This window comes from Streptomyces sp. NPDC023723 (genome assembly GCF_040639815.1).
In the GTDB taxonomy this organism is placed as follows: domain Bacteria; phylum Actinomycetota; class Actinomycetes; order Streptomycetales; family Streptomycetaceae; genus Streptomyces.
On sequence record NZ_JBFAAP010000005.1, the window covers coordinates 92,464 to 113,381 of the forward strand.

The 20,918-nt window shown below is 72.6% G+C and carries 21 protein-coding genes; 6 read left to right on the forward strand and 15 right to left on the reverse strand.

Annotated features, from left to right (window positions below; genetic code table 11):
* Positions 1 to 1,047 (forward strand): glycosyltransferase, encoded by a 1,047-nt coding sequence (locus AB0G32_RS08590; RefSeq protein ID WP_361160089.1) that lies wholly within the window; start codon positions 1 to 3, stop codon positions 1,045 to 1,047.
* Between the two features lie 17 nt (positions 1,048 to 1,064).
* Here AB0G32_RS08590 and AB0G32_RS08595 read toward each other — a convergent pair whose 3' ends face one another.
* Positions 1,065 to 1,727: a hypothetical protein gene (locus AB0G32_RS08595; RefSeq protein WP_361160092.1), complete on the reverse strand. Its 663-nt coding sequence runs from the start codon at positions 1,725 to 1,727 to the stop codon at positions 1,065 to 1,067.
* An 80-nt stretch (positions 1,728 to 1,807) separates the two neighbouring features.
* Between AB0G32_RS08595 and AB0G32_RS08600 the strand changes: the two genes are divergently transcribed.
* Positions 1,808 to 3,841 (forward strand): O-antigen ligase family protein, encoded by a 2,034-nt coding sequence (locus tag AB0G32_RS08600; protein ID WP_361160094.1) that lies wholly within the window; start codon positions 1,808 to 1,810, stop codon positions 3,839 to 3,841.
* Positions 3,838 to 4,737, forward strand: coding sequence for a glycosyltransferase family 2 protein (locus AB0G32_RS08605; protein WP_361160096.1), 900 nt, complete (start codon positions 3,838 to 3,840; stop codon positions 4,735 to 4,737). The genes AB0G32_RS08600 and AB0G32_RS08605 overlap by 4 nt, the downstream gene beginning before the upstream one ends.
* A gap of 17 nt (positions 4,738 to 4,754) precedes the next feature.
* On the opposite strand, the gene AB0G32_RS08610 is transcribed toward AB0G32_RS08605, so the two are convergent.
* The 12 genes from AB0G32_RS08610 to AB0G32_RS08665 all read right to left on the reverse strand — a co-directional run bounded on the left by AB0G32_RS08610 (position 4,755) and on the right by AB0G32_RS08665 (position 17,084).
* Positions 4,755 to 5,735, reverse strand: a complete 981-nt coding sequence (locus AB0G32_RS08610; RefSeq protein WP_361160099.1) for a class I SAM-dependent methyltransferase — start codon at positions 5,733 to 5,735, stop codon at positions 4,755 to 4,757.
* Positions 5,735 to 6,406: a class I SAM-dependent methyltransferase gene (locus tag AB0G32_RS08615; protein WP_361160102.1), complete on the reverse strand. Its 672-nt coding sequence runs from the start codon at positions 6,404 to 6,406 to the stop codon at positions 5,735 to 5,737. Before AB0G32_RS08615 ends, AB0G32_RS08610 begins: the two co-directional genes overlap by 1 nt.
* 38 nt (positions 6,407 to 6,444) lie before the next feature.
* A complete protein-coding gene (locus AB0G32_RS08620; RefSeq protein ID WP_361160105.1) occupies positions 6,445 to 7,257 on the reverse strand; it encodes a glycosyltransferase family A protein in 813 nt (270 codons plus the stop codon).
* A complete protein-coding gene (locus AB0G32_RS08625) occupies positions 7,254 to 8,360 on the reverse strand; it encodes a hypothetical protein (protein ID WP_361160108.1) in 1,107 nt (368 codons plus the stop codon). The genes AB0G32_RS08620 and AB0G32_RS08625 overlap by 4 nt, the downstream gene beginning before the upstream one ends.
* A gap of 5 nt (positions 8,361 to 8,365) precedes the next feature.
* Entirely contained in the window at positions 8,366 to 9,892 is a 1,527-nt protein-coding gene (locus tag AB0G32_RS08630) for an oligosaccharide flippase family protein (protein ID WP_361160110.1), read from the reverse strand.
* Positions 9,864 to 10,697 carry a chain length determinant protein gene (locus AB0G32_RS08635; RefSeq protein WP_361160113.1) on the reverse strand — a complete coding sequence of 278 codons (834 nt, stop codon included), beginning with the start codon at positions 10,695 to 10,697 and terminating at the stop codon, positions 9,864 to 9,866. Before AB0G32_RS08635 ends, AB0G32_RS08630 begins: the two co-directional genes overlap by 29 nt.
* Positions 10,698 to 10,748: 51 nt before the next feature.
* Positions 10,749 to 11,882 (reverse strand): UDP-N-acetylglucosamine 2-epimerase (non-hydrolyzing), encoded by a 1,134-nt coding sequence (gene wecB / locus AB0G32_RS08640; RefSeq protein ID WP_361160116.1) that lies wholly within the window; start codon positions 11,880 to 11,882, stop codon positions 10,749 to 10,751.
* A gap of 3 nt (positions 11,883 to 11,885) precedes the next feature.
* On the reverse strand, positions 11,886 to 13,145 hold the full coding sequence (locus AB0G32_RS08645; protein ID WP_361160118.1) for a nucleotide sugar dehydrogenase: 1,260 nt from the start codon (positions 13,143 to 13,145) through the stop codon (positions 11,886 to 11,888).
* Positions 13,145 to 13,915 (reverse strand): WecB/TagA/CpsF family glycosyltransferase, encoded by a 771-nt coding sequence (locus AB0G32_RS08650; RefSeq protein WP_361160120.1) that lies wholly within the window; start codon positions 13,913 to 13,915, stop codon positions 13,145 to 13,147. Before AB0G32_RS08650 ends, AB0G32_RS08645 begins: the two co-directional genes overlap by 1 nt.
* The gene (locus AB0G32_RS08655) at positions 13,912 to 15,078 is read right to left on the reverse strand and encodes a hypothetical protein (protein WP_361160123.1); all 1,167 of its coding nucleotides are present in this window, start codon (positions 15,076 to 15,078) and stop codon (positions 13,912 to 13,914) included. The genes AB0G32_RS08650 and AB0G32_RS08655 overlap by 4 nt, the downstream gene beginning before the upstream one ends.
* A 301-nt stretch (positions 15,079 to 15,379) precedes the next feature.
* Positions 15,380 to 15,979: an acyltransferase gene (locus AB0G32_RS08660; RefSeq protein WP_361160126.1), complete on the reverse strand. Its 600-nt coding sequence runs from the start codon at positions 15,977 to 15,979 to the stop codon at positions 15,380 to 15,382.
* A gap of 37 nt (positions 15,980 to 16,016) precedes the next feature.
* Positions 16,017 to 17,084 carry a glucose-1-phosphate thymidylyltransferase gene (locus AB0G32_RS08665; RefSeq protein ID WP_361160128.1) on the reverse strand — a complete coding sequence of 356 codons (1,068 nt, stop codon included), beginning with the start codon at positions 17,082 to 17,084 and terminating at the stop codon, positions 16,017 to 16,019.
* Between the two features lie 180 nt (positions 17,085 to 17,264).
* Here AB0G32_RS08665 and AB0G32_RS08670 point away from each other — a divergent pair, with 180 nt between their 5' ends.
* Positions 17,265 to 17,912, forward strand: coding sequence for a YceI family protein (locus AB0G32_RS08670; protein WP_361160130.1), 648 nt, complete (start codon positions 17,265 to 17,267; stop codon positions 17,910 to 17,912).
* A 22-nt stretch (positions 17,913 to 17,934) separates the two neighbouring features.
* Here AB0G32_RS08670 and AB0G32_RS08675 read toward each other — a convergent pair whose 3' ends face one another.
* Positions 17,935 to 18,276 (reverse strand): EthD domain-containing protein, encoded by a 342-nt coding sequence (locus AB0G32_RS08675; protein ID WP_361160133.1) that lies wholly within the window; start codon positions 18,274 to 18,276, stop codon positions 17,935 to 17,937.
* Positions 18,277 to 18,386: 110 nt separating this feature from the next.
* Between AB0G32_RS08675 and AB0G32_RS08680 the strand changes: the two genes are divergently transcribed.
* Positions 18,387 to 18,761 carry a MerR family transcriptional regulator gene (locus AB0G32_RS08680; RefSeq protein ID WP_361160136.1) on the forward strand — a complete coding sequence of 125 codons (375 nt, stop codon included), beginning with the start codon at positions 18,387 to 18,389 and terminating at the stop codon, positions 18,759 to 18,761.
* 31 nt (positions 18,762 to 18,792) lie between these two features.
* Here AB0G32_RS08680 and AB0G32_RS08685 read toward each other — a convergent pair whose 3' ends face one another.
* On the reverse strand, positions 18,793 to 19,326 hold the full coding sequence (locus AB0G32_RS08685) for a hypothetical protein (RefSeq protein WP_361160139.1): 534 nt from the start codon (positions 19,324 to 19,326) through the stop codon (positions 18,793 to 18,795).
* 284 nt (positions 19,327 to 19,610) lie between these two features.
* On the opposite strand from AB0G32_RS08685, the gene AB0G32_RS08690 reads away from it, so the two are divergent.
* Positions 19,611 to 20,915, forward strand: a complete 1,305-nt coding sequence (locus AB0G32_RS08690) for an NAD(P)/FAD-dependent oxidoreductase (RefSeq protein WP_361160142.1) — start codon at positions 19,611 to 19,613, stop codon at positions 20,913 to 20,915.
* Positions 20,916 to 20,918: the final 3 nt, after the last annotated feature.

Below are 20,918 nucleotides of genomic sequence, written 5' to 3' on the forward strand. Positions count from 1 at the left end.
ATGAGCAGTGTCAGTGTCGTCATCCCCTGCTACAAGTACGGCCACTTCCTCGCCGACTGCGTCAGCAGCGTCCTGGACGAGCAGGACGGCGTGGACGTCCGGGTGCTCATCATCGACGACGCCTCGCCCGACGACTCGGCGGAGACCGCGCACAAGCTGGCCGCCGCCGACCCGCGGATCGAGGTACGGGTGCACGCGGCCAACAAGGGGCACATCGCCACGTACAACGAAGGTCTCCTGGAGTGGGCCGACGGCGACTACGTGGCGCTGCTCTCCGCCGACGACCGGCTGGTGCCGGGCGCCCTGGTCCGGGCGGCCGCCCTGCTGGACGCCCACCCCGAGGCGGGGTTCGCCTACGGGCGGCCGCTGCGCTTTCGGCACGGCGGACCGCTGCCCAGGGCCCGTACGACGAGCACCGGTTCGGTCGTCTACCCGGGGCGCTGGTGGCTGGACCGGCGGTTCCGCGAGGGCACCGGCTGCATCACCTCACCGGAGGTCGTCGTGCGCACCAGTCTCCAGCGCGCGGTCGGCGGCTACGACCCGGCCCTGCCGCACGCCGGGGACATCGAGATGTGGATGCGGCTGGCCGCGCACGCCGACGTCGGCTACGTCCGCGGCGCCGACCAGGCGTACTACCGGGTGCACGGCGACAACATGTCCACCACCGACTTCGGCGGCCAGCTCGACGACCTGCGGCAGCGGCTGGTGGCCTTCGACTCGGTGCTCGCCAAGTGCGCCGACCGGCTGCCGGGCGCCGACCGGCTGGCCGGCCAGGTGCACACCCGGCTGGCCCGGTTCGCCCTGCGCCGCGCCTACCGGGCCTACGACCGGGGCCGCACGGCGGTGGTCCCGGTCGAGGAGTGCGTGGCCTTCGCCGAGCAGTGCCTGCCGGGGTACCGGGCGCTGCCCGAGTACCGTGCGCTGCGGCTGCGCCGCCGGATCGGCCCGCGGGCCATGCCGTACCTCCAGCCGCTGGTCTGGTCGGCGGTGGCCGAGCGCGGCCGGGAGCGGCTGTGGTGGGAGTCCTGGAAGCGGCGCGGTATCTGATGCGTGGTCAGCACCACTCAGCCGGTCACCGGGACGCCCTCGGGGTGCCGGACGGGGTCCGGGGAGTTCCGCCTGCGGCGCCGCGCGTACCGGTCCCACCACAGCGCGGCCAGGAAGGTGCCGGTCAGGCCCAGCAGGGCGGTGCCCGCCAGCGCCCGGCTGCGGACGCCGAGCACCGGAGCGGCACTCGGCGCGACCAGGACGGACGGGGTGATCCGCAGCCGGGGCGCGACCCGCTGGGCGTCCTGGACGGCCGCCACGTGCCGGGTGTAGACGTCGATGACCCGCTGGACCGCCGTGTCGGCCGCGGCCCCGCCGGCCCGCTCCGCCTGCACCTGCACCGACGGGATCAGGTACTGCGGCGTCGCGCTGGTGCCGCTGTTGCGCGGGATCAGCCGGTACCCGCCCCGCACCCCGGCCTTGGTCAGCTCCGCCTGCCCGGCGGGCGATTCGAGCTGCTGGATCACCCCGTAGGAGAGGGTGGCCAGCGGCGGCTGGAGGTTCGTCAGCTGATTGGGCTGGTTGCCCGTCGCGGGCGGCTTGAGCACGATCACCGCCGAACTCAGGTACCGGGGCGCGGTATGCAGCACCTGCCAGCCACCGGCGGCCGTCAGCACCAGCCCGAGCAGAGCCACGTACCAGCGGCGGAGCAACGCTTCGGCGACGTCACGGGGCGACAAGGGGACTCCTTCGGTCGGCGTCACCGATCCTCGCAGGCGCCGGGGCCCACCGCCACCGAATCACCCGCCCCGGAGCCCTCATGAGCCTTGCCGACCTGCTTGCGATCATGCGCCGCCGCTGGTACTTCGTCGTCCCCCTCACCCTGCTCAGCCTGCTGGCGGGCGGCTACCTGTACCGCACCATCCCGGTCTCCTACGAGTCGCAGAGCTCCGTCACCCTCATCGACTCCACGGCCACCGCCGAACTGGCCCCCACCTTCGGCAACCCCCTCTCCAACGCGGGCGGTTCCCTCGTGGTCACCGCCGACGTGCTGATCCGCACCCTCCAGTCGAGCGACGCGGCCAAGGAGCTGCGCTCGCGCGGCGTCACCGACCAGTACACGGTCGCCTTCGCGGCCAACGCCGACGGACCGCTGCTCACCCTGGGCGTCACCGGCACCGACCGGGCGAACGTGCTGCGCGAGACCACCACCCTCACCGAGTTCGCCGGCGAACAGCTGACCGCCCTCCAGTCCGCCGCCAAGGTGCCGGCGGTGTACGCGGTGCAGTCCGCGCCGGTCGTCCTGCCGCAGACCCCGGCCCCGCAGTCCAAGAGCCGCTACCAGGGCATCGCGGCGGTCGTCATCGTCGGGCTGGTGGCCGCGTTCCTGCTGTCCATCCTCGCCGAGGGCGTCGCGGTGGTCCGCCGCCGGGGCCGCGCCCTGGCCGGCTACGTGCCCCGCCGCCACCGCGCCCGCCCCCCGGAGCGGCCCAGGGGGCTGCTGGTGCGCCGGCTGGACGCCACCACGATCCTCACCGGCTACCTGGTGCTGGCCGTCTTCGTCCCCTCCAACCTCACGCTGCCCGCGCTGGGCGGCGTCGGCACCCCCGCCAACGTCTTCGCCCTGCTCGGGCTGCTCTGGTACCTCGCGACCTGGCTCGGCGGCCGGATCGTGCCCGCCCGGGGCACCAGACTGCCGCGGGTGGCGATGTGCGTGCTCGCCGCCGCCGTGCTGCTGTCCTACCTGGCGGCCGCCACCCGCGGCAGCACGCACGCCGAGACCCTCGGCGCCGACCGGGGGCTCATCGCACTGCTGGTGTGGGTGGCGCTGGTGGTGCTGGCCTCGGCCGGCATCCAGGAGCGCAGCCGACTGGAGACCCTGATGCGCCGGCTCGTCGTACTGGGCACGGTGGTGGCACTGCTCGGCTACTACGACTTCTTCGCCGCGACCAACATCGCCGACTCCATCAGCATCCCCGGCCTCCAGTCCAGCAGCGCCGGGAGCGGCGCGATGGACCGCGGCTCGTTCACCCGGCCCCGCTCCACCACCGCCCACCCGCTGGAGTTCGGCGGCATGCTCGCCCTGCTGGTCCCGTTCGCCGTCCACCAGGCGTTCGACCCGGTACGCCGGCACGCCGGCGCGCTGCGCCGCTGGGCCCCGGTGGCGATCATGGCGGGCGCGCTGCCGCTGACCGTGTCCCGGACCTCCATCATCGGCGCCTTCATCGCGATCCTCGTGCTGGTGCCCCGCTGGAAGCCGCAGCGCCGCTGGGCCGCCATCGGCCTGATCCTGGGCTCGGTGGCCGGCTTCAAGGTGATCATCCCCGGCCTGATCGGCACCATCACCAACCTGTTCGCCAGCTTCCTGTCCGACTCCGACAGCAGCACCCAGGCCCGCACCGTGAAGTACGGCGCCATCGTGCCCTACCTCGAGGAACACCCCTGGTTCGGCCGCGGGTTCGGGACCTTCACCCCGGACCTGTACTTCTTCACCGACAACGAGTACATGCTGGTCCTGGCCGAGATGGGCGTCCTCGGCCTGATCGCCCTGCTGGTGCTGATCGTCACCGGCGTCCACACCGGCGGCGCCATCCGCCGGCTCGCCCGCACCGAGTCGGACCGGGAACTCGGCCAGGCCTTCCTCGCCTCCGCCCTGGTCGCCCTCGTCATCAGCGCCACCTTCGACGCGCTCAGCTTCCCCATGTACGCGGGCATGTTCTTCCTGCTCCTGGGCGCCGGCGGCAGCTACCTCGGCTTCGTCCGCCGCGAGGCCGCCGCCGCTGCCACGATCGCCGTACCCGCACCCCGTACAGCCCCCGAAGCCCGGCTTCCCCACCTCGCGGAGTCCCGATGAGCACCGTCGCCGTCGTCGTCGTCACCTGGAACAGCGCCGCGGTGCTCCCCGGCTTCCTCGCCGCGCTGCCCGACGGCATGGCCGGCCTGGACTGGCGGCTCGTCGTCGCCGACAACGACTCCGGCGACGACACGGTGGCGGTGCTGCGGACGCTGGCCCCGGCCGCCGTCGTGGTGGAGACCGGCCGCAACGCCGGGTACGCCGCCGGGATCAACGCGGCGCTGGACGCGGCCGGCGAATACGGGGCCGTGCTGATCTGCAACCCCGACGTCCGGATGCGGCAGGGCTGCGCCAAACGCCTGGTCGACGGCCTCGGGGACGGCACCGGGATCGTCGTACCGCTGCTGTACGAGGACGGCGGCGAGGCGCCGCACCAGTCGCTGCGCCGGGAGCCGACCGTGCTGCGGGCGTTCGGGGAGGCGCTCATCGGCAACACCCGGGCCGGACGCTTCCCGGCGCTGAGCGAGATGGTCACCGACCCGGCCGCGTACCGGCGGCCCACCCGCGCGGACTGGGCGACCGGGGCGCTGATGGCAATATCGGGAGAGTGCCTGGCCGACTGCGGGCGGTGGGACGAGTCGTTCTTCCTGTACTCGGAGGAGACCGAGTACTGCCTGCGGGCCCGGGACCGGGGACACGCCACCTGCCTTGAGCCGACCGCCGAGGCGGTGCACCTGGGTGGCGACTCCCGGGTGTCGCCCCGCCTGTGGACCCTGCTCACCCTCAACCGGGTCCGCCTGTACCGGCGGCGGCACGGCGCCCTGGCCACCGCCGCGTTCCGTGCCGCCGTCCTGCTGCGCGAGACCTCGCGGGCCGCCCTCGGCCGCCCGGCCGCCCGCGCCGCCGTGGCCGCGCTGGTCCGGCCCGGCGCCCTGCGCGCCACGCCGGGGCCCTGACCGCCCCGGCGCTCCGGTCAGGGGGTGCGCGCCCGGCAGACCATCGCGACGAAGTCGTGCCCGACCTCCGGCAGCGCCGCGTCCTCGGCGGCGAAGCACCGCTCCAGCAGGGCCAGCGTCGCGGGCTCCTGGTCCCGGAAGTTGTGCGCGATCCCGGAGAACGCGATGTGCAGCACCGTGCCCCCGTACGGCCGCTCCTCGACGACGTCGAAGTGGCGCCGCAGACCGGGCAGCAGGGCCGCCGCGTCCACCGCCTCCGAGGGGTCGTCCAGCACCATCGACATCCGGCTCGGCCGCACCACCCGGCGCTTGATCCGGCCGTCGGCCAGCCGCCGGCGCTCCTCGGGGAGCAGGGCCAGCAACGCGTTCGCGGCGTCCAGCTGGGCGTCGGTCCACTGGAACCGGGTGGGGCCGACGAACTCGTCGACCACGAAGGTCCCGCCCGGCTCCAGCAGCCCGGACAGCCGCGGCAGGGTCTCGTCGAGACGGTCGAAGTGGTGCAGCGACTGCAGGCCCAGCAGTACGTCGAAACGCTCGCCGTCGGCGGCCATCCGGTTGACGTCGGTGACCCGGAACCGCAGCACGTCGGCGAGACCCTGCTCGGCGGCGGTGCGGGTGGCGAAGTCGATCCGCTGCTCGGCCACGTCCACCCCCTCCAGCAGAGCGAACGCACCGGTCCGCGCCCAGAGCAGCTCGTTGCCGCCGGTGCCGCAGCCGAGCGAGAGGCCGCGCAGACCGGTGCGCGGCGCGAAGTGCTCGGCGGCCACGTACTCGGGGAAGGAGAGCTCCGGGTCGCCGGTCATCAGCAGGTTCCACCGCTTGATGACCGCCGGTATCGCCCACCACTCGGTCAGCGACGGGTCGACCCGGGACCAGTGCTGGACCACCCGCGCGCCGCCCCGCACCCGCAGCTTGGCCAGCACCGGGTCCAGGTCCAGCTTGCGCACCTTGCGCAGCAGCCGGTCCGCGTCATGCCGGTTGACCAGGTTGTTCAGCATCAGAGCCCTCTCCGGACGGCGATGAGCGACTTCGGGGCACCGAGCACCCGTTCGCTGAGCAGCACCGAGTCGGGGAACAGGTAGCGCATCTCGGTGCGGGTCAGCAGCTCGATGTTGATCACCGCGTTCATCGCGGACTGAGGGCTGTCGGGGCGGCTGTGCACCAGCGGCCAGCGCCGAACCAGGCGGGCCCGGGCGGCCAGCGGCAGGAACTGGAAGCCGGGCGCCACGAAGTGCGGCTCGACCGGGAAGTAGCGGTACGGCGTCTGGATCCAGTGCCGGGGGGCCAACGACCCGACCGCCGCGACGAACTTCCGGCGCTGGCCGTGGCCGCCCACGTGCTCGATGACCGAGTTGGAGAACACCAGGTCGTAGCCGCCGTGCGCGCTCAGCTCGGCGGCGACCGCCGCGTCGGTCACGTCGGCGACCTCGGCGGTGATCCAGTCGGGCAGTTCGGCGGGGTGCTCCTCCAGGTTGATCAGATGGACGTGCTTGGCGCGCAGCGGCGCGCGCAGCCACATCTCGGCCGTTCCGCCCAGGTCGACGACGCGCATGTGCTCGATGCCGGGGAAGCAGCGCTGGAACCGTTCCCAGCGGGCGACGCGCAGGCGTTCGCCCAGCGAGCCGGGCGCGTCGACGAATCTGTTCCGCAGGGCGCGGGAGCGGGGCATGGGATCAACCACCTGTGGTCGGAGCGGAGTATCGGGTCTCAACGGGACTGCTGCCACTGCGTGTAGAAGCTGGCCGGGTTCATCAGGTACCGGACGGTGGGGTGCGGCACATGGCGCACCCGGTGCCGGCGGCCGTACCGGCGGATCAGCTCCCAGTCCTCCCGGGGCAGCACCTCCGGGGTCCGGCGCAGCCGGCTGAAGTACAGGGCGCGGGTGCGGCGGGCGACGAAGGCGTTGGTGTCCCAGAACGCCTCGCGGGCGGCCCGGCGCCGGTCGCAGGGCACCGACAGGATGTCGTGCTCGGTGCCGTCGGGCAGGACACGGCGCAGTGCGGTGTAGACGGCGTCCGGTCCGCCGGGGGCAGCGAGGACCGCGAGCGCCCGCTCCAGGTGGTCGGGTTCCCACAGGTTGTCGTCGTCCAGGAACGCCACGTACCGCGAGCGGGTGAGACGGATGCCCACGTTGCGGACGACGCCCGCGACCCCCGTGTTGCGGGCCAGCGAGACGGCGGACAGGCGGGGATCGGCGGGCAGTTCGGGCAGTCCGGCGCCGTCGTCGACGACGATGACCACCTGGTCGCGGACGGTCTGCTCCAGCGCCGAGCGCACGGCGGCGCGCAGCGCCTCGGGGCGGCGGTGGGTGGCGATCACCGTGGCGACCAGCGCGGCGGGCGGCGCCGTCCGGACCGCCGCCAGCCGTCTGACCTCGGCGTCCTCGAACCGGCGCAGCCGCACCGCGCCGGGCGCCAGCAGCACCTTGTTCCGCGCCTCGAAGAGCACCAGCCAGCCGAACAGGGCCTTGAGCAGCGTCCAGGGCGCCCGCGCGACGCCGCGCGCCGTGCCGCCGCTCATGAGGCCGGCTCCGGGTGGACCGGGCGGCCGTCGGACATCCGGTTGTTCCGCCACACGTTCCCGGCGCCGGCCGCGTTCCAGTGCGCCACCACGCCGTAGCCGCCGGAGGCGGGATGGTACTGGGTGGAGAAGACGTTGCCGGTGACCTTGATGTTGGTGGCACCGGTGGAACCGCCGTACAGGGCGTACGCGCCGCCCGCGATCCAGTTGTCGGCCACGGTGACGTTGCGGACCACGCCGGTGTCCGCGAACAGGCCGATGCTCCCGGAGGCACCCTGCTTCAGACTGGTCGGGTTGAGCAGGGTGTTGTGCCGGATGACCAGCCGGCCGGTGTTGCCGCCGCCGCTGATCACGGCGTTGGTGTGCTGCCACTCGCCGCCCAGGTTGACGAACGGGACGATGCCGTGGACGTAGTTGTCGTGCAGGTTCCCCTGCCCCATGGACAGGGCGTCGCCGAACACCGAGACGTCGCACCAGCCGACCTCGACGGAACTGCCGCCCATGTTCGACACCGCGTAGTCCACACCGCCGTTGTCCGGCCCCTTGCCGGGCACCGCGGTGATCGTGGAGTGCAGGACCCGCAGGCCGTGGTAGCCGGGGCGCAGGTTGATGCCCCACCAGTTGTCCGAGGTGATCCGGGTGTCGATGACGGTGACGTCGTTGGCGTAGATGTCGAGCGAGCCGGTGATGTCCCGGCCCCGGATGACCGTCCCGTCGGTCCGGATGGTCTGGTAGCCGGTGTGGTGCGGCTCGAGGGCGGTGCGGTGACCGGTGGTGCGGGCGTCGGGGAAACCGCAGGCGCCGGGGGAGGCGCACGCGCCCCCGGCGGTGGGCTTCCCGGCCGGTTTCTCCGTGGACGTGGACGTGGGCGTCGGTGTCGGAGCCGGGGCCGGCGCGGTGGTCGGGGCCGCCGCCGTCGTACTGGGCGTGCCCGGGGTGCTGCTCGGCGGGGCCGAGGAGGTGCTCGCGGAACAGGTCGGTGCCCCGTCCGGGCAGTGCGGCGCCGCGGACCGCTCCGGCTCCGAACAGGCCGTGCCGGCCACCGCCAGCAGGGCGGCGAGCAGTAACCCCGCGAGCGGGCCGGGTCCGGTACGCCGTGTCATCGGGCTCACCTCATGTCCGGTCGGGCCGGTGGAACCGGGACGGCGGCCGGGGGCCGGCCGCGCAGGAAGCCGCGGCTGGGCCATACGCACACCGCGTAACCGGCCAGGGCGACGGCACAGACGGCGGCGAGCCCGAGCGGTCCGTCGCCGAACGGCTGCCGCAGCCCGAGGACGAGCACGGTCATCACGGCCCCGCCGAGGAACGGCCACCCGCAGGCCCGGGCGATCAGCCCGAGACCGATCCCGCCCCGGCGCAGGGCGACCAGGAAGACCGGCACCACCAGGCCGCCGGCCACCAGCACATGGCCCTGGGAGACGCCGACGACGCCGTTCAGCCGGGCGGCCACGAGCAGCACCGGGATCAGGGCCACCAGCCACAGCCCCTGCACCAGGAAGAGCGAGCGGCGCTGCCCCACGGCGACCAGGCAGTCGTAGGCGAGTTCGCTGCCGATCCGGATCAGGCCGAGCACCATCAGCCAGGGCAGCGCGGCGGCGGCCGGGGTCCACTGGCTGCCGTAGACCAGCCGGACGACCGGCTCCGCGAGGCCGGCCAGCAGGACGCACAGCGGCACCGTGCCGGTGATCAGCACCCCCAGGGCCCGGCTGAACCCCTGGGCGAGGGCCCCCGGTGTCTCGGCCAGCCGGGAGAACCCGGCGAAGGAGACCCGGCGGGCGGCCTCGGAGATGATCCGCACCGGCCAGCCGGAGATGTTGAAGGCGAGCACGTAGAAGCCCAGCGACACACTGCCCAGCGTCGCGCCGGCCACCATCGTGTCGACGTTGACCACGGCCAGCGCCAGCATGCTCGCCCCCGCCAGCGGCAGCCCGAACCGCAGCAGCGCCCGCGCCTGCCCGGGGTCCCAGCCGTACTTCAGGGTGCCGGGTGCCGCCAGCCAGCAGCCGATCAGCGTCACGACGTTGCCCACCACGGCCCCGACCGCGAAGCTCATCGCGCCCCAGCCCGCGAAGGCGAGCAGCAGCGTGACCGCCGTGCCGGTCACGAAGTTCAGCGCGTCGATGATCATGCGCTTGCCCTGGGCGAACTCCCGGGTGAGGAAGCCACCGGGTACCTGGGCCACCCCGTCGATCACCACGCACAGGCACATCACCCGCAGTACCTCGGTGGCGTTCGGCGAGCCGAGCAGTCCGCCCAGCGCCGGTGCCGCCGCGAACAGGGCAACGTACAGCAGCCCGCTGGAGAGGGTGCTGAGGGTGAGTACGGTCGGCGCGAACCGCCGGGCGTCACCCTCCCAGCGCACGATGGCCAGGCCCACGCCCAGTTCGTTCGCGGACAGCAGGACCAGCAGCACCGTCTGGGCGATGCCGTACACCCCCCATTCCGCGGGGCCGAGCGCGAAGCGCGCCAGTACGATGCCGGTCGCGAAGTTGCCCAGCCGCAGGACGACGGTGTTGATCAGGCTCCAGCGGGCCGCCGAGCGGACCTTGCGCCCGAAGGCGGAGGGGGAGGGGCCGGCGTCCGCCGGAGCGGGCGCGGTGCTCGCCTCACCCTCCGGTGCGCGGGCGATGTCCATGGGTCGGCTCCTCGTCGAGCGGCTGTGCCGGAGACGTCACCGCCACGGCGGACCGCGGCGCTTCGGGTGTTGCGCCGGCCGCCTTCGACCAGCTCGGCGGCCGCCGGATGGCGAGCGTCTCGTCAGCGGCCGGCTGCTGCGCGGTGGGCCGCTCATCCGGCGCCGACGCCGGTTCCGGTTCCGGCTCGGGGTTCGGCGCGGAGGTGTGCGGCCTGGTGCGCGCCTCCACGTAGAAGGCGGCCACCAGGGTGAGCACCAGCCCCAGCCCACCGGCCATGATCAGGTACTGGAGCCGGGTCTTGGTCTGCGCCACCGGCTGCTGCGGCGGCACGATCGTGGTCATCCTGATCATGGCCTTCGGTTCCACCGACTGCTGTTGCTGGAACTGCTTCAGCCGTTCCCCGGCATAGGTGGCCAGGATCTTGTCGGAGGCCAGCACGGCGTCCGCGTCGGTGCCGGTCACGGTCAGCCACAGCAGCGGCCCCTGCGCGTTGTCGGCGAGCTTCACCTCGAACGTGCCCTTCGCGCCCCGGGACTTGAGCTCCCGCAGCGAGTCGTCGGAGGTGAGACTGCGGGCCAGGCTGTCGGCCATGCCGGTCAGTGAGGTCTGGGTGCTCAGGAAGGGGTTGCCGTCGTAATCGGCCGTCGCCTTCTGCGAGTTGAGCAGCACCACCGTGCTCTGCGACTGGTACGACACCGGCACCGATACGGCCACCACGGCCAGCAGTCCGGCGGTCAGCAGCAGTCCCGGCAGCAGGACGTACCAGCGCCTGCGCATGACCCGGAAGATCTCCGCGAGATCCATGACGGTCCCCCCTGGCGACACGATGTTCGACGAGCATGTGTGGCAATCGGATCATATGGGGAACGTCGGGCCGGTGGGGGCCGGTCGGCCGGTGGGCCGCGGCCGGGTGCCCGCGGTGTCTCCGTTCAGCAGTACGTCGGCGATCCGGTCACTGGCCCGGCCGTCCCACAGCGCGGGCCGGCGCGGCGCGGGCGGCGTGTCCAGTACCGCGTGCACGGTGCTGACGACGCGTGCCGGGTGCCGCCCGGCGAGCACATTGGTGCCCTCCTCGACGGTGACCGGCCGCTCGGTGTTGTCCCGCAGTGTCACGCACGGCACGCCCAGCGCGGTGGTCTCCTCCTGCACCCCGCCCGAGTCGGTCAGTACGACCCGTGCCGCGTCCTGGAGGGCGATGAAGTCCAAGTACCCGGCGGGCGCGACGACTTGGATGCCGCCGGGGACGCCCACTTCGGCCAGCCGGCCGGCCGCGCGCGGGTGGGCGGGCAGCACCAGCGGGCAGCGGCCGGCGATCTCGCCCAGCGCCTTCAGCAGCCCGGCGAGCACCTCGGGGTCGTCGACGTTGGCGGGCCGGTGCAGGGTGACCAGGCCGTATCCGCCCCGGGCCAGGCCGAGACGGTCCAGGACGTCCGAGGCCCGGGCCCGCTCCAGGTTGGCCAGCAGGGTGTCGATCATGACGTTGCCGACCAGGTGGATCTGGTCCTCCCGGTAGCCCTCGGCGCGCAGGTTGCCGGCCGCGTCGGGGGAGGGGGCCAGCAGATAGTCGCTGACCCGGTCGGTGACGACCCGGTTGACCTCCTCCGGCATGCTCCAGTCGCGGCTGCGCAGCCCGGCCTCGACGTGCGCGAGCAGCGGGCCCGCCTTCGCGGTGACCAGGGCGCAGGCCAGGGTGGAGTTGATGTCGCCGACCACCACCACCAGGTCCGGGGACACCTCGTCGAGCAGCGGCTCGAACGCGGCCATCACCCGGCCGGTCTGCTCGGCGTGGCTGCCGGAGCCGACGCCGAGGAAGCGGTCCGGCGGCCGGATGCCGAGGTCGGCGAAGAACACGTCGTTCATGGCCGGGTCGTAGTGCTGGCCGGTGTGGACGAGGAGCACCTCGGCGCCCCGGCGCTCCAGCGCGTCCATCACCGGTTTGATCTTCATGTAGTTGGGGCGGGCCCCGGCGACACAGATGATGCGCGGCATCGCTCAGAGCACCTCGATCGTGGGGCCGGACGGCAGCCGGCGGCGGCAGTCGAGGACGAACGGAGCGTGTTCCACGACGAGTTCGTAGTCGAAGGAGTCGTGGTCGGTGAGCAGCACCACCACGTCGGCGGACGCCAGCTCGTCCGGCTGGAGGTCGACCCGGACCAGCCGGGTGTCCACCGGCAGGCTCTCCACCACATGGGGGTCCGCCGCCCTGACCTGCGCTCCCAGGTCGAGGAGGAGCTGGGAGATGCGCAGCGCGGGCGACTCGCGGGCGTCGCCGGTGTTCTTCTTGTAGGCGAGCCCGAGCAGCAGGATCCGTGAACCGTTGACCGACCGGCGTCTGGCGTTGAACAGGTCGGTGATCCGCCGGGTCACGTACTCGGGCATGTGGTTGTTGACGTCGTTGGCCAGCTCCACGAACCGGAAGCTCTGGCCGAGTTCGCGCTGCACCCGCCAGGACAGGTAGGAGGGGTCGATCGGCAGGCAGTGGCCGCCGACGCCCGGCCCGGGGGTGAACCTCATGAACCCGAACGGCTTGCTGGAGGCCGCGTCGATGGCCTGCCACACGTCGATGTCCAGATGGTGGGCGAACATCGCGATCTCGTTGATCAGCGCGATGTTGACGTGCCGGAAGGTGTTCTCCAGGAGCTTGGCCAGCTCCGCCTCCTTGGGCGAGCCCACCGGCACGGTGGTGTCGACGAGCCGCCCGTAGAAGTCCTGGACCGCCTTCAGTGACGCCTCGTCGACGCCGGAGACGACCTTCGGGGTCTCCTTGAAACCCCACACCGCGTTGCCGGGGTCGATCCGCTCGGGGCTGTAGCCGAGTCGGAAGTCGCTGCCCGCGGTGAGTCCCGACCCCTCCTCCAGCAGCGGCCCGAACAGGTCCTGGGTGGTGCCGGGATAGGTGGTCGACTCCAGGACGACCGTGGCGCCGGGGCGCAGATAGCGGGCGAGGGTGACCGCCGACTCCTTGATGTACCGCAGGTCGGGGGTGCCCTCGTGGAGCGGGGTGGGCACGGTCACGACGGCGACGTCGAAACCGCCGCAGTCCCGCGCCTGGTCGCTCGGGCGATACGTACCGTTGTCCAGGGCGGCCCGGATCCGCTCGGCGGAGACGTCCTCCACGAAGGACTGCCCGGAGCCGAGGCTCTTGATCCGCCGGGTGTCGACGTCGTAGCCGATCACCTCGTGCCCGACCTCGGCGGCCCGAATGGCCAGCGGCAGGCCGACGTATCCCTGTCCGACCACGACGACGCGCATCAGTGACTCCTGTTCGCGGGAGCGATCGACGGGGTGAGCCGGAAGCGCTCGCGGGCCGTCATGAGGACGAAGACAGCGTTGGTGGTGAGATAGCGCCGGCCCAGCCGGCGCGGTTCCTGAAGGGCCCGGTAGAGCCATTCCAGTCCCCGGCGCTGCCATGACTCGGGGGCCCGCCGGGTGACCCCGGCCAGGATGTCGAAGGAGCCGCCCACGCCGTGCACCACGCGGGCGCCGGTGCGCGCGCCGTGGGAGGCGGTGAAGATCTCCTTCTTTGGTGAGGTCATGCCAAGAAAGAGCAGGTGGGCGCCGCTCTCCGCGATGGATTCGGCGATGCTCTCCTGCTCCGAGTCCTCGAAGTAGCCGTCGCGGTGGCCCGCCACCTTCAGCGCGGGGAACCGGACGGCGACCCGGCGCAGCATCTCCTGGAGCACCTGCGGCCGGGCGCCGAGGAAGTACACCGGGATGCCCGCCGTCTCCGCCTCGGCCAGCAGCCGCAGGAACAGGTCGATTCCCGCCACCCGTTCCGGCAGCGGGGCGCGCAGCACCCGGGCGGCCCAGACCACGGCCTGCCCGTCGGCGAGGACCAGGTCGCAGCCGGTCACCGCCGCCGCCAGCCGCGGATCGCGCCGCATGTTCACCAGCTTCGCCGCGTTGACCACGCCGATCTCCAGCTGCCGGCCGTCGCGCACCGCGGCCAGGCAGCGCTGCACGGTCTGGTCCATGGTCAGCGGGTCCAGTTCGATCCCGAACAGTGACCGCCGCCCGCTCATGCCCGGCCCCCGTGCCAGGCGTGCAGCAGCCAGCCGAATTCGTAGGGCCGGCACTCGCGGTCCACGGAGAGCGGGCGGTACACCCGGTCCAGCGGCTTCAGCCGCAGGCCCGCGACGGCCCGGGTGGCCAGTCCCCGCACGGCGCGCACGGCCTTCCCCGGATCACCCCGGTAGACCTTGCGCCAGGTCACGCCCAGCTCGTCGTGGATCAGCGGTTCCTCGGCGGCCGGGTGCCCGGCCAGTTCCGGTACGTCCGTCATCCAGCGCAGGCCGCCCCGGACCGCCGCGCCGAAATCGCCGCCGCCGGCCTCGGTCAGGTCGAACAGGGCGGTCGGCGCCATCGCGTGCTGGTGGACGCTGTAGACCGGATAGCCCTCGACGACATCGCCGGTGCGCGCGTCGTAGTGCCACCACCACTGGCCGGCCGGGCCCTGGAGCTCGCAGATCCGGGTGGCGCACGCCGCCGCCGCGGCCAGCGCCTCGGCGTCGCCGGCACCGCTCACGTGGGCGCGGGCCAGCGCCTGGAGCGGATACGTCTGGTCGGCGAAGCAGCTCACGTGCGCCCGGTACCAGGGCAGCAGGCCGGGGCCGGTGGCGTGCGGGAACAGCGGGCCGGATCCACTGCGGGACCGCAGCAGCCGGTCGCGGGCCGCGGTCAGGTGCCCCTCCACGTCGGCCGTGTCCCGGGCCGCCGCGAGCGCGGACAGCACCCACGCCGCCTCGACGGTGTACTGGGGGCGGCCGAAGTCGTCCAGCGCCGCCACCCGGGCCAGCGCGTCGGACAGCTTGGGGTGCCCGGTCTCGGCGGCGGCCCAGGCGATGAGCGCCGCGTCACCGAGGTTGGTCACCGAGGGCAGGGCCTCCACCAGCAGACCGGTGAACTCCTGGGCGGTACGCCCCGCGAGCACCGCGCGCTGCCGGTCCTCGGGCAGGTACTGGACGCCGAGCGCGGTGATGGCCGCGTACCGCCGGCTGGTCCCGCGCTGCTCCACGCGCCAGGAGCCGTCCGGGGCCCTGGTCGCGGCCAGAGTGAAGGCGAAGGCCTCCTTGCCGGGCAGCAGCATCGACGGCAGGCCCGACTCCGCCAGGGTCAGCAGCCGCTGGGCGAGCGGAAGCAGTGACGGTTCGTCACGACCGAGCGCCGCCAGACGTGAAATGGTCATGTTTCGGACACACCAACCCCCCTGTGGGTCCTGTGTTCAACCGACTGGTGTCCGTCGGGCCGCGACCGGCCGGACGGTGGAGAAGCAGACGTCAGACGCCGGCGCGGCAGACGCTCCCGGCTTTGGACACAGGTGTCCCCATCACCCCGTAACCCCCCCTGGGCACGACTGGTTTGTGTGCTCATTGTGCTCGGTCTGCACACTTCGTGCACATGCTATGCCGGTAGATGTTCGAGTAATCGCGCTTCGCGAGAAACAGCTGAAAACAGCCGGGACGGACCGAGGATGGCCGGGAACGGCGTCACGCGCCTTCCACGAGCCCGCCGTCCTTCTCCTCGTACAGCGCTCCGGTCTCCGGGCACTCCCAGCCGCCCGGCGTGTCCGCGCGCTCGGTCAGCCGGACGCCGGCCCGCCCCACCCAGCCGATCCGCCGCGCCGGTACGCCCGCCACCAGCGCGAAGTCGGGCACGTCCCGGGTCACCACGGCACCCGCCGCGACCAGCGCCCAGCGGCCGACCCGCACCGGGGCCACGCAGACCGAACGGGCCCCCAGCGACGCCCCCTCGTCCACCACGACCGCCACGGCCTGCCAGTCGCCGCCCCGCTTCAGCCGGCCCTCCACATCCACCGACCGGGGGAAGTAGTCGTTGGTCAGCACCGCCGCCGGGCCGACGAACACCCCGTCGGCGAGCACCGCGGGTTCGTAGACCAGCGCGTAGTTCTGCAGCTTCACGTGGTCGCCGATCCGCACGCCCGGGCCGACGTAGGCCCCCCGGCCCACGATGCAGCCGCGGCCGAGCCGCGCGTCCTCCCGGATCTGGGCCAGGTCCCAGACCGTCGACCCGTCGCCGACCGTGGCCGTCTCGTCGACCTGGGCGGTCGGCCGCACCTGTACGTTCATCCGGCGAAACCTTTCTGTCGGGGCAGCGGGCGGGCGGTCACGAGGAGATCTGCACCTTGCTGTGGTCACCGAGCACGAACCGGTGCGCCGACGGGCTGCGGGGAGCGGGCGTGACCTCGACGTCGCGTCCGATGAGCGAGGCCTCCACCCGGCGGACCCCGGTCACCGACGCGTCGCGCAGCACGATGGAGTACTCGATCTCGCTGTCCACGATCCGGCAGCCCGGCGCGAGCGAGGTGAACGGGCCGACATAGGCGTTCTCCACGACGGCGCCGGCCCCGACGACCACGGGGCCGACGATCCGGCTGCGCACCACCCGGGCGCCCGCCTCGACGCGCACCCGGCCGATGAGCTCGCTGTCCGCGTCGACGCTGCCCGCCCGCAGCGACTCCACGGTCTCCAGCACGGAACGGTTGACCTCCAGCATGTCGGTGACGTTGCCGGTGTCCTTCCAGTAGCCGGAGACGGTCGTGGAGCGGACGTCGTGCCCCTCGTCGATCAGCCACTGGATGGCGTCCGTGATCTCCAGCTCCCCGCGCCGGGACGGGGCGATGGCCCGCACGGCCCGGTGCACGGCCGGGGTGAAGAGATAGACACCGACGAGCGCGAGATCGCTCTTGGGCGCCCGGGGTTTCTCCTCCAGGCCGGCCAGCCGCCCCTCGGCGTCGAGTTCGGCCACCCCGAACTGGGCGGGATCGGACACCTTCGTCAACAGCACCTGCGCGTCCGGCCGTTCCGAGCGGAAGCTCTCCACCAGCGGTGTGATGCCGCCCACCACGAAGTTGTCGCCGAGGTACATGACGAAGTCGTCCGCGCCGAGGAACTCACGGGCGATCAGCACCGCGTGCGCCAGCCCCGCCGGCCGGTCCTGGGGGAGGTAGGTGACATCGAGGCCGAACCGCGAACCGTCCCCGACGGCCTCCCTGATCTCCGCCGCGGTGTCCCCGACGACGATCCCCACCTCGGTGATCCCGGCGTCCGCGATCGCCTCCAGGCCGTAGAACAGCACCGGCTTGTTCGCGACCGGCACCAACTGCTTGGCGGAGGTGTGGGTGATGGGGCGCAAACGGGTACCGGAGCCACCGGACAGCACAAGTGCCTTCATGCGGAGCACCCTACTCAGACCGGACCTGGTGACGGAGGGATTCCGTACACACTTTCGGGGAACCTGTGCAGCTTTGCGGTCGGCGGCATGGAACCCGGACGAGGGTGCCTATATCGCGGACCCTCCGTCGTCGACTCCGTGATAGCACGGAGCGAACGAGTCGAAAGGGCTTACGACCTCATGGGTATCTTCAGCCGTCGCCAGAGCGCGACCGCCGAGCCGGCGTCACCTGTCGACTTCAGCGCGCCTCTCGAGGAGGTCACACCCGCCGGTGTCGGGCTCGACCCCCGGCTGCGCGCGCTGACCGGCGAGTGGACCATCGACCGTCCGCACAGCCGCATCGGGTTCTCGGTGCGGCACGCGATGGTGACGACGGTGCGGGGCGCCTTCACCGACTACGAGAGCAGGCTGTACTTCGACGGGGCCCGGCCCGCCGAGTCGCGGGCGCACCTGGTCATCAAGGTCGCCAGCGTCGACACCGGCGTGGAACAGCGCGACGGGCATCTCGTCGGCCGTGACTTCTTCGACGCGAGCCGCTTCCCGGAGATGGTGTTCCGCAGCACGTCCACCGTCCACGAGGGCGGGGAGAGCTTCCGGATGGCGGGGGACCTGACCATCCGTGACGTCACCCGGCCGGTCGAGCTGCAACTCGACTACCTCGGCTCGGTCATGGACCCGTTCGGCTACGAGCGGGCCGGCTTCGACGGCACCACCACGATCGACCGCACCGAGTGGGGCCTGGTGTACAACCAGCGCCTCGAAGCGGGCGGCGCGATGGTCAGCGAGAAGATCCGGCTCCAGTTCGACATCTCCGCGATCCGGGCCTGACGTTTCCCGGCCCGGCCGGCCCTCAGACGGTGAGCACGACTCTTTCCTCGGTCACCATGACCGCCACCGAACTCATGTCGATGAAATTCGCTTCGTCCGGATTGACCAGTGTCCTGTAGTTCTCGGACCCGAAGAAGGCGTCGTGGTCCGCCCAGCTGTCGAACCAGATCTCCGTCAGCCCGTCGTAGGCCGGGCTCGGGTAGTGCTCGGCGGGCACCGGGTGCGACACGGTGTACTTCCGCACATGGCGCCGCGCCTCCGGAATGGAGGTGAAGAGGGGAGCGTGCCGGTCCCGGTGATACGCGGCGAAGCTCTCGTAGGACATCCCGTCGATACGGTTGATCATAAAAGCGAACTTGAGCATGGAACGGCGCTCTCTTTCGTCGAGGCGGGGCGACTTCGGGAGTTAACCTAAACCTTCACATCGATGTGAGGGGCAAGCCGCTGTGGCCCGGCACGCGAGGAGGAGTCGAGATGCGGATCGGTGAACTGTCCGCCCGCACGGGAGTCAGCCGTCGGTCGCTGCGTTACTACGAGGAGCAGGGCCTGCTCGTCAGCTCCCGCTCACCCAGCGGCCAGCGTCACTACGACGACGGGCACGTCGAACGGGTGCGGCTGATCCAGGCGTTCCTGGCCGCGGGCATGTCCAGCGGCACCATCGCCGAGATGGTGCCCTGCATGGCCGAGCCCAGCCGGGGCGGAGCACGGCGGGCCCTGGTGGTCATGAACGACGAGCGGGCCCGGCTGTCCGCCGCCATGGACGGCCTCGCCGCCGCCAGGTCCGCACTCGACGGCCTCATCGAGACCAACCGGAAGTACCTGGCGCGGACGGCGCCGGACACACCGTGAAGCGGCCGGCGGCCCGCGCCGGCCGGGACCGTCAGCGTCGGTCCAGCCACTCCCGCAGCAGCTTCTCCCGCTCGGCCGCCCGGGGCGAGTCCCCTTCCCGGGCGCGGCCCCACTGCGACATCGCCGCCAGCGTCGTGGCCGCCGGCGCGGCGCCCTCCGTGAGGCGGGCGAGGAGGGCCCGGGAGAGGTCGGTCTCCGTCTCGGAGTAGCCGACGGCCGCGGCGGTGTGGGCCGCCAGCTCGTGCACGCCGTCGGGCGTCTGCACCCGGACCGTCATCAGCCCCGGAGCGTCGTCCGCCCCGCCCGGGCCGGTGGGCTCGACCAGGCCGATCACCGTGCTCACGGCCAGGTCGGCGACCGCCCCGACCCGCCGCCGCAGAGTCTTCACGGGAACGTCCGCCACCGTCAGGGCCCGTATGCCCGCCCACGGACGCAGACCGGACTGTCCGTCGCCGAGGGCCACGACGCCCTCCGGCGTCAGGCGTACCCCCGGATGCAGCCCGGACGGCTTCGCGCCCACGTACACATCGCCCTCGGCGATCCAGAACAGCCCCACCATGGCCATGGCTTGCTCACTTCCCCCGCCGACGGCACCGCCGCCGTGTCCCGCACCTCTAAACGATCAAGTCGTCCTCCGCAACGCCCCATCCGGGCGCGGAGTTCCCGCCCGGCGCCCGGCGCCCGGCGCCCGGCGCCCGGCGCCCGGCTCCGCGAGCAAGCGCATCTGGAAAACAGATTGCCTGCAACGGAAACATCTGTTGGACAGGGTTATGGGTGCGGCTGAGGATGTCTCGTGCGGTAGCACAGTCAACGCGACACCGGATGGACTACCGCCCGAGTGGAGGCGAAATGCCGAGTGAACAGACCGAAGTAGTCGTCGTCGGGGCGGGGCAGGCCGGCGTCGCGGTGAGCGAGCACCTGGGCGCCCACGGGATACCGCACCTCGTCCTGGAACGGCACCGCGTCGCCGAGCGCTGGCGTTCGGAGCGCTGGGACTCCCTGGTCGCCAACGGACCCGCCTGGCACGACCGGTTCCCGGGGATGGAGTTCCCCGACGTCGCCCCCGACGCCTTCGCCTCGAAGGAGCAGGTCGCGGAGTACTTCGAGGCGTACGCCGCGAAGATCGGCGCCCCCGTCCGGTGCGGTGTCGAGGTGACCTCGGTGCGCCGGCACACCGGCCGGCCCGGTTTCCGGGTGGAGACCTCGGACGGCACCATCGACGCGCGCTTCGTGGTGGCCGCCACCGGAGCGTTCCAGCGGCCGGTGATCCCGCCGGTCGTCCCGGACGGCGCGGTCCCCGTCCAACTGCACTCCAGCGGGTACCGCAACCCGGAGCAACTGCCCGAGGGCGCCGTCCTCGTCGTCGGCGCCGGTTCCTCGGGCGTCCAGATCGCGGACGAACTGCGCCGGTCCGGACGCCGGGTCCTGCTCTCCGTCGGCCCGCACGACCGGCCGCCCCGGCAGTACCGCGGCCGGGACTTCTGCTGGTGGCTCGGCGTACTCGGGCTCTGGGACGCGCAGACCCCGCCGCAGGGCGCCGCCCACGTCACCATCGCGGTCAGCGGCGCCCGCGGCGGCCACACGGTGGACTTCCGCGCCCTGGCCGGCACCGGCATCGAGCTCGTCGGCATGACCGAGTCCTACGCCGACGGCGTACTGCGCTTCGCACCGGACCTCGCCGACAACATCGCGCTCGGCGACGAGAAGTACCTCGGCCTGCTGCGAGCCGCCGACGCGTACGTCGAGCGCAACGGCCTCGACCTCCCCGAGGAGCCGGAAGCCCACGTCCTGGGACCCGACCCGCGGTGCGTCACCGACCCGCGGGCCGACCTCGACCTGGCCGAGGCGGGCGTCACCGCCATCGTCTGGGCCACCGGCTTCGCCACCGACTACGGCTGGCTCCAGGTCGACGCCTTCGACGAGCACGGCCGGCCCGACCAGCGGCGCGGCATCTCCACCGAGCCCGGCGTCTACTTCCTGGGACTGCCCTGGCTGTCCCGCCGCGGCTCCAGCTTCATCTGGGGGGTCTGGCACGACGCCCGCTACGTCGCCGACCACATCGCGACCCGGCGCGGCTACTTCGCCCACGGCACCGCGCCCGTACCCGCCCCCGCGCCCGTATCAGCGGCCGCCCCCGCCGCCGCGCAGAACTGAGGA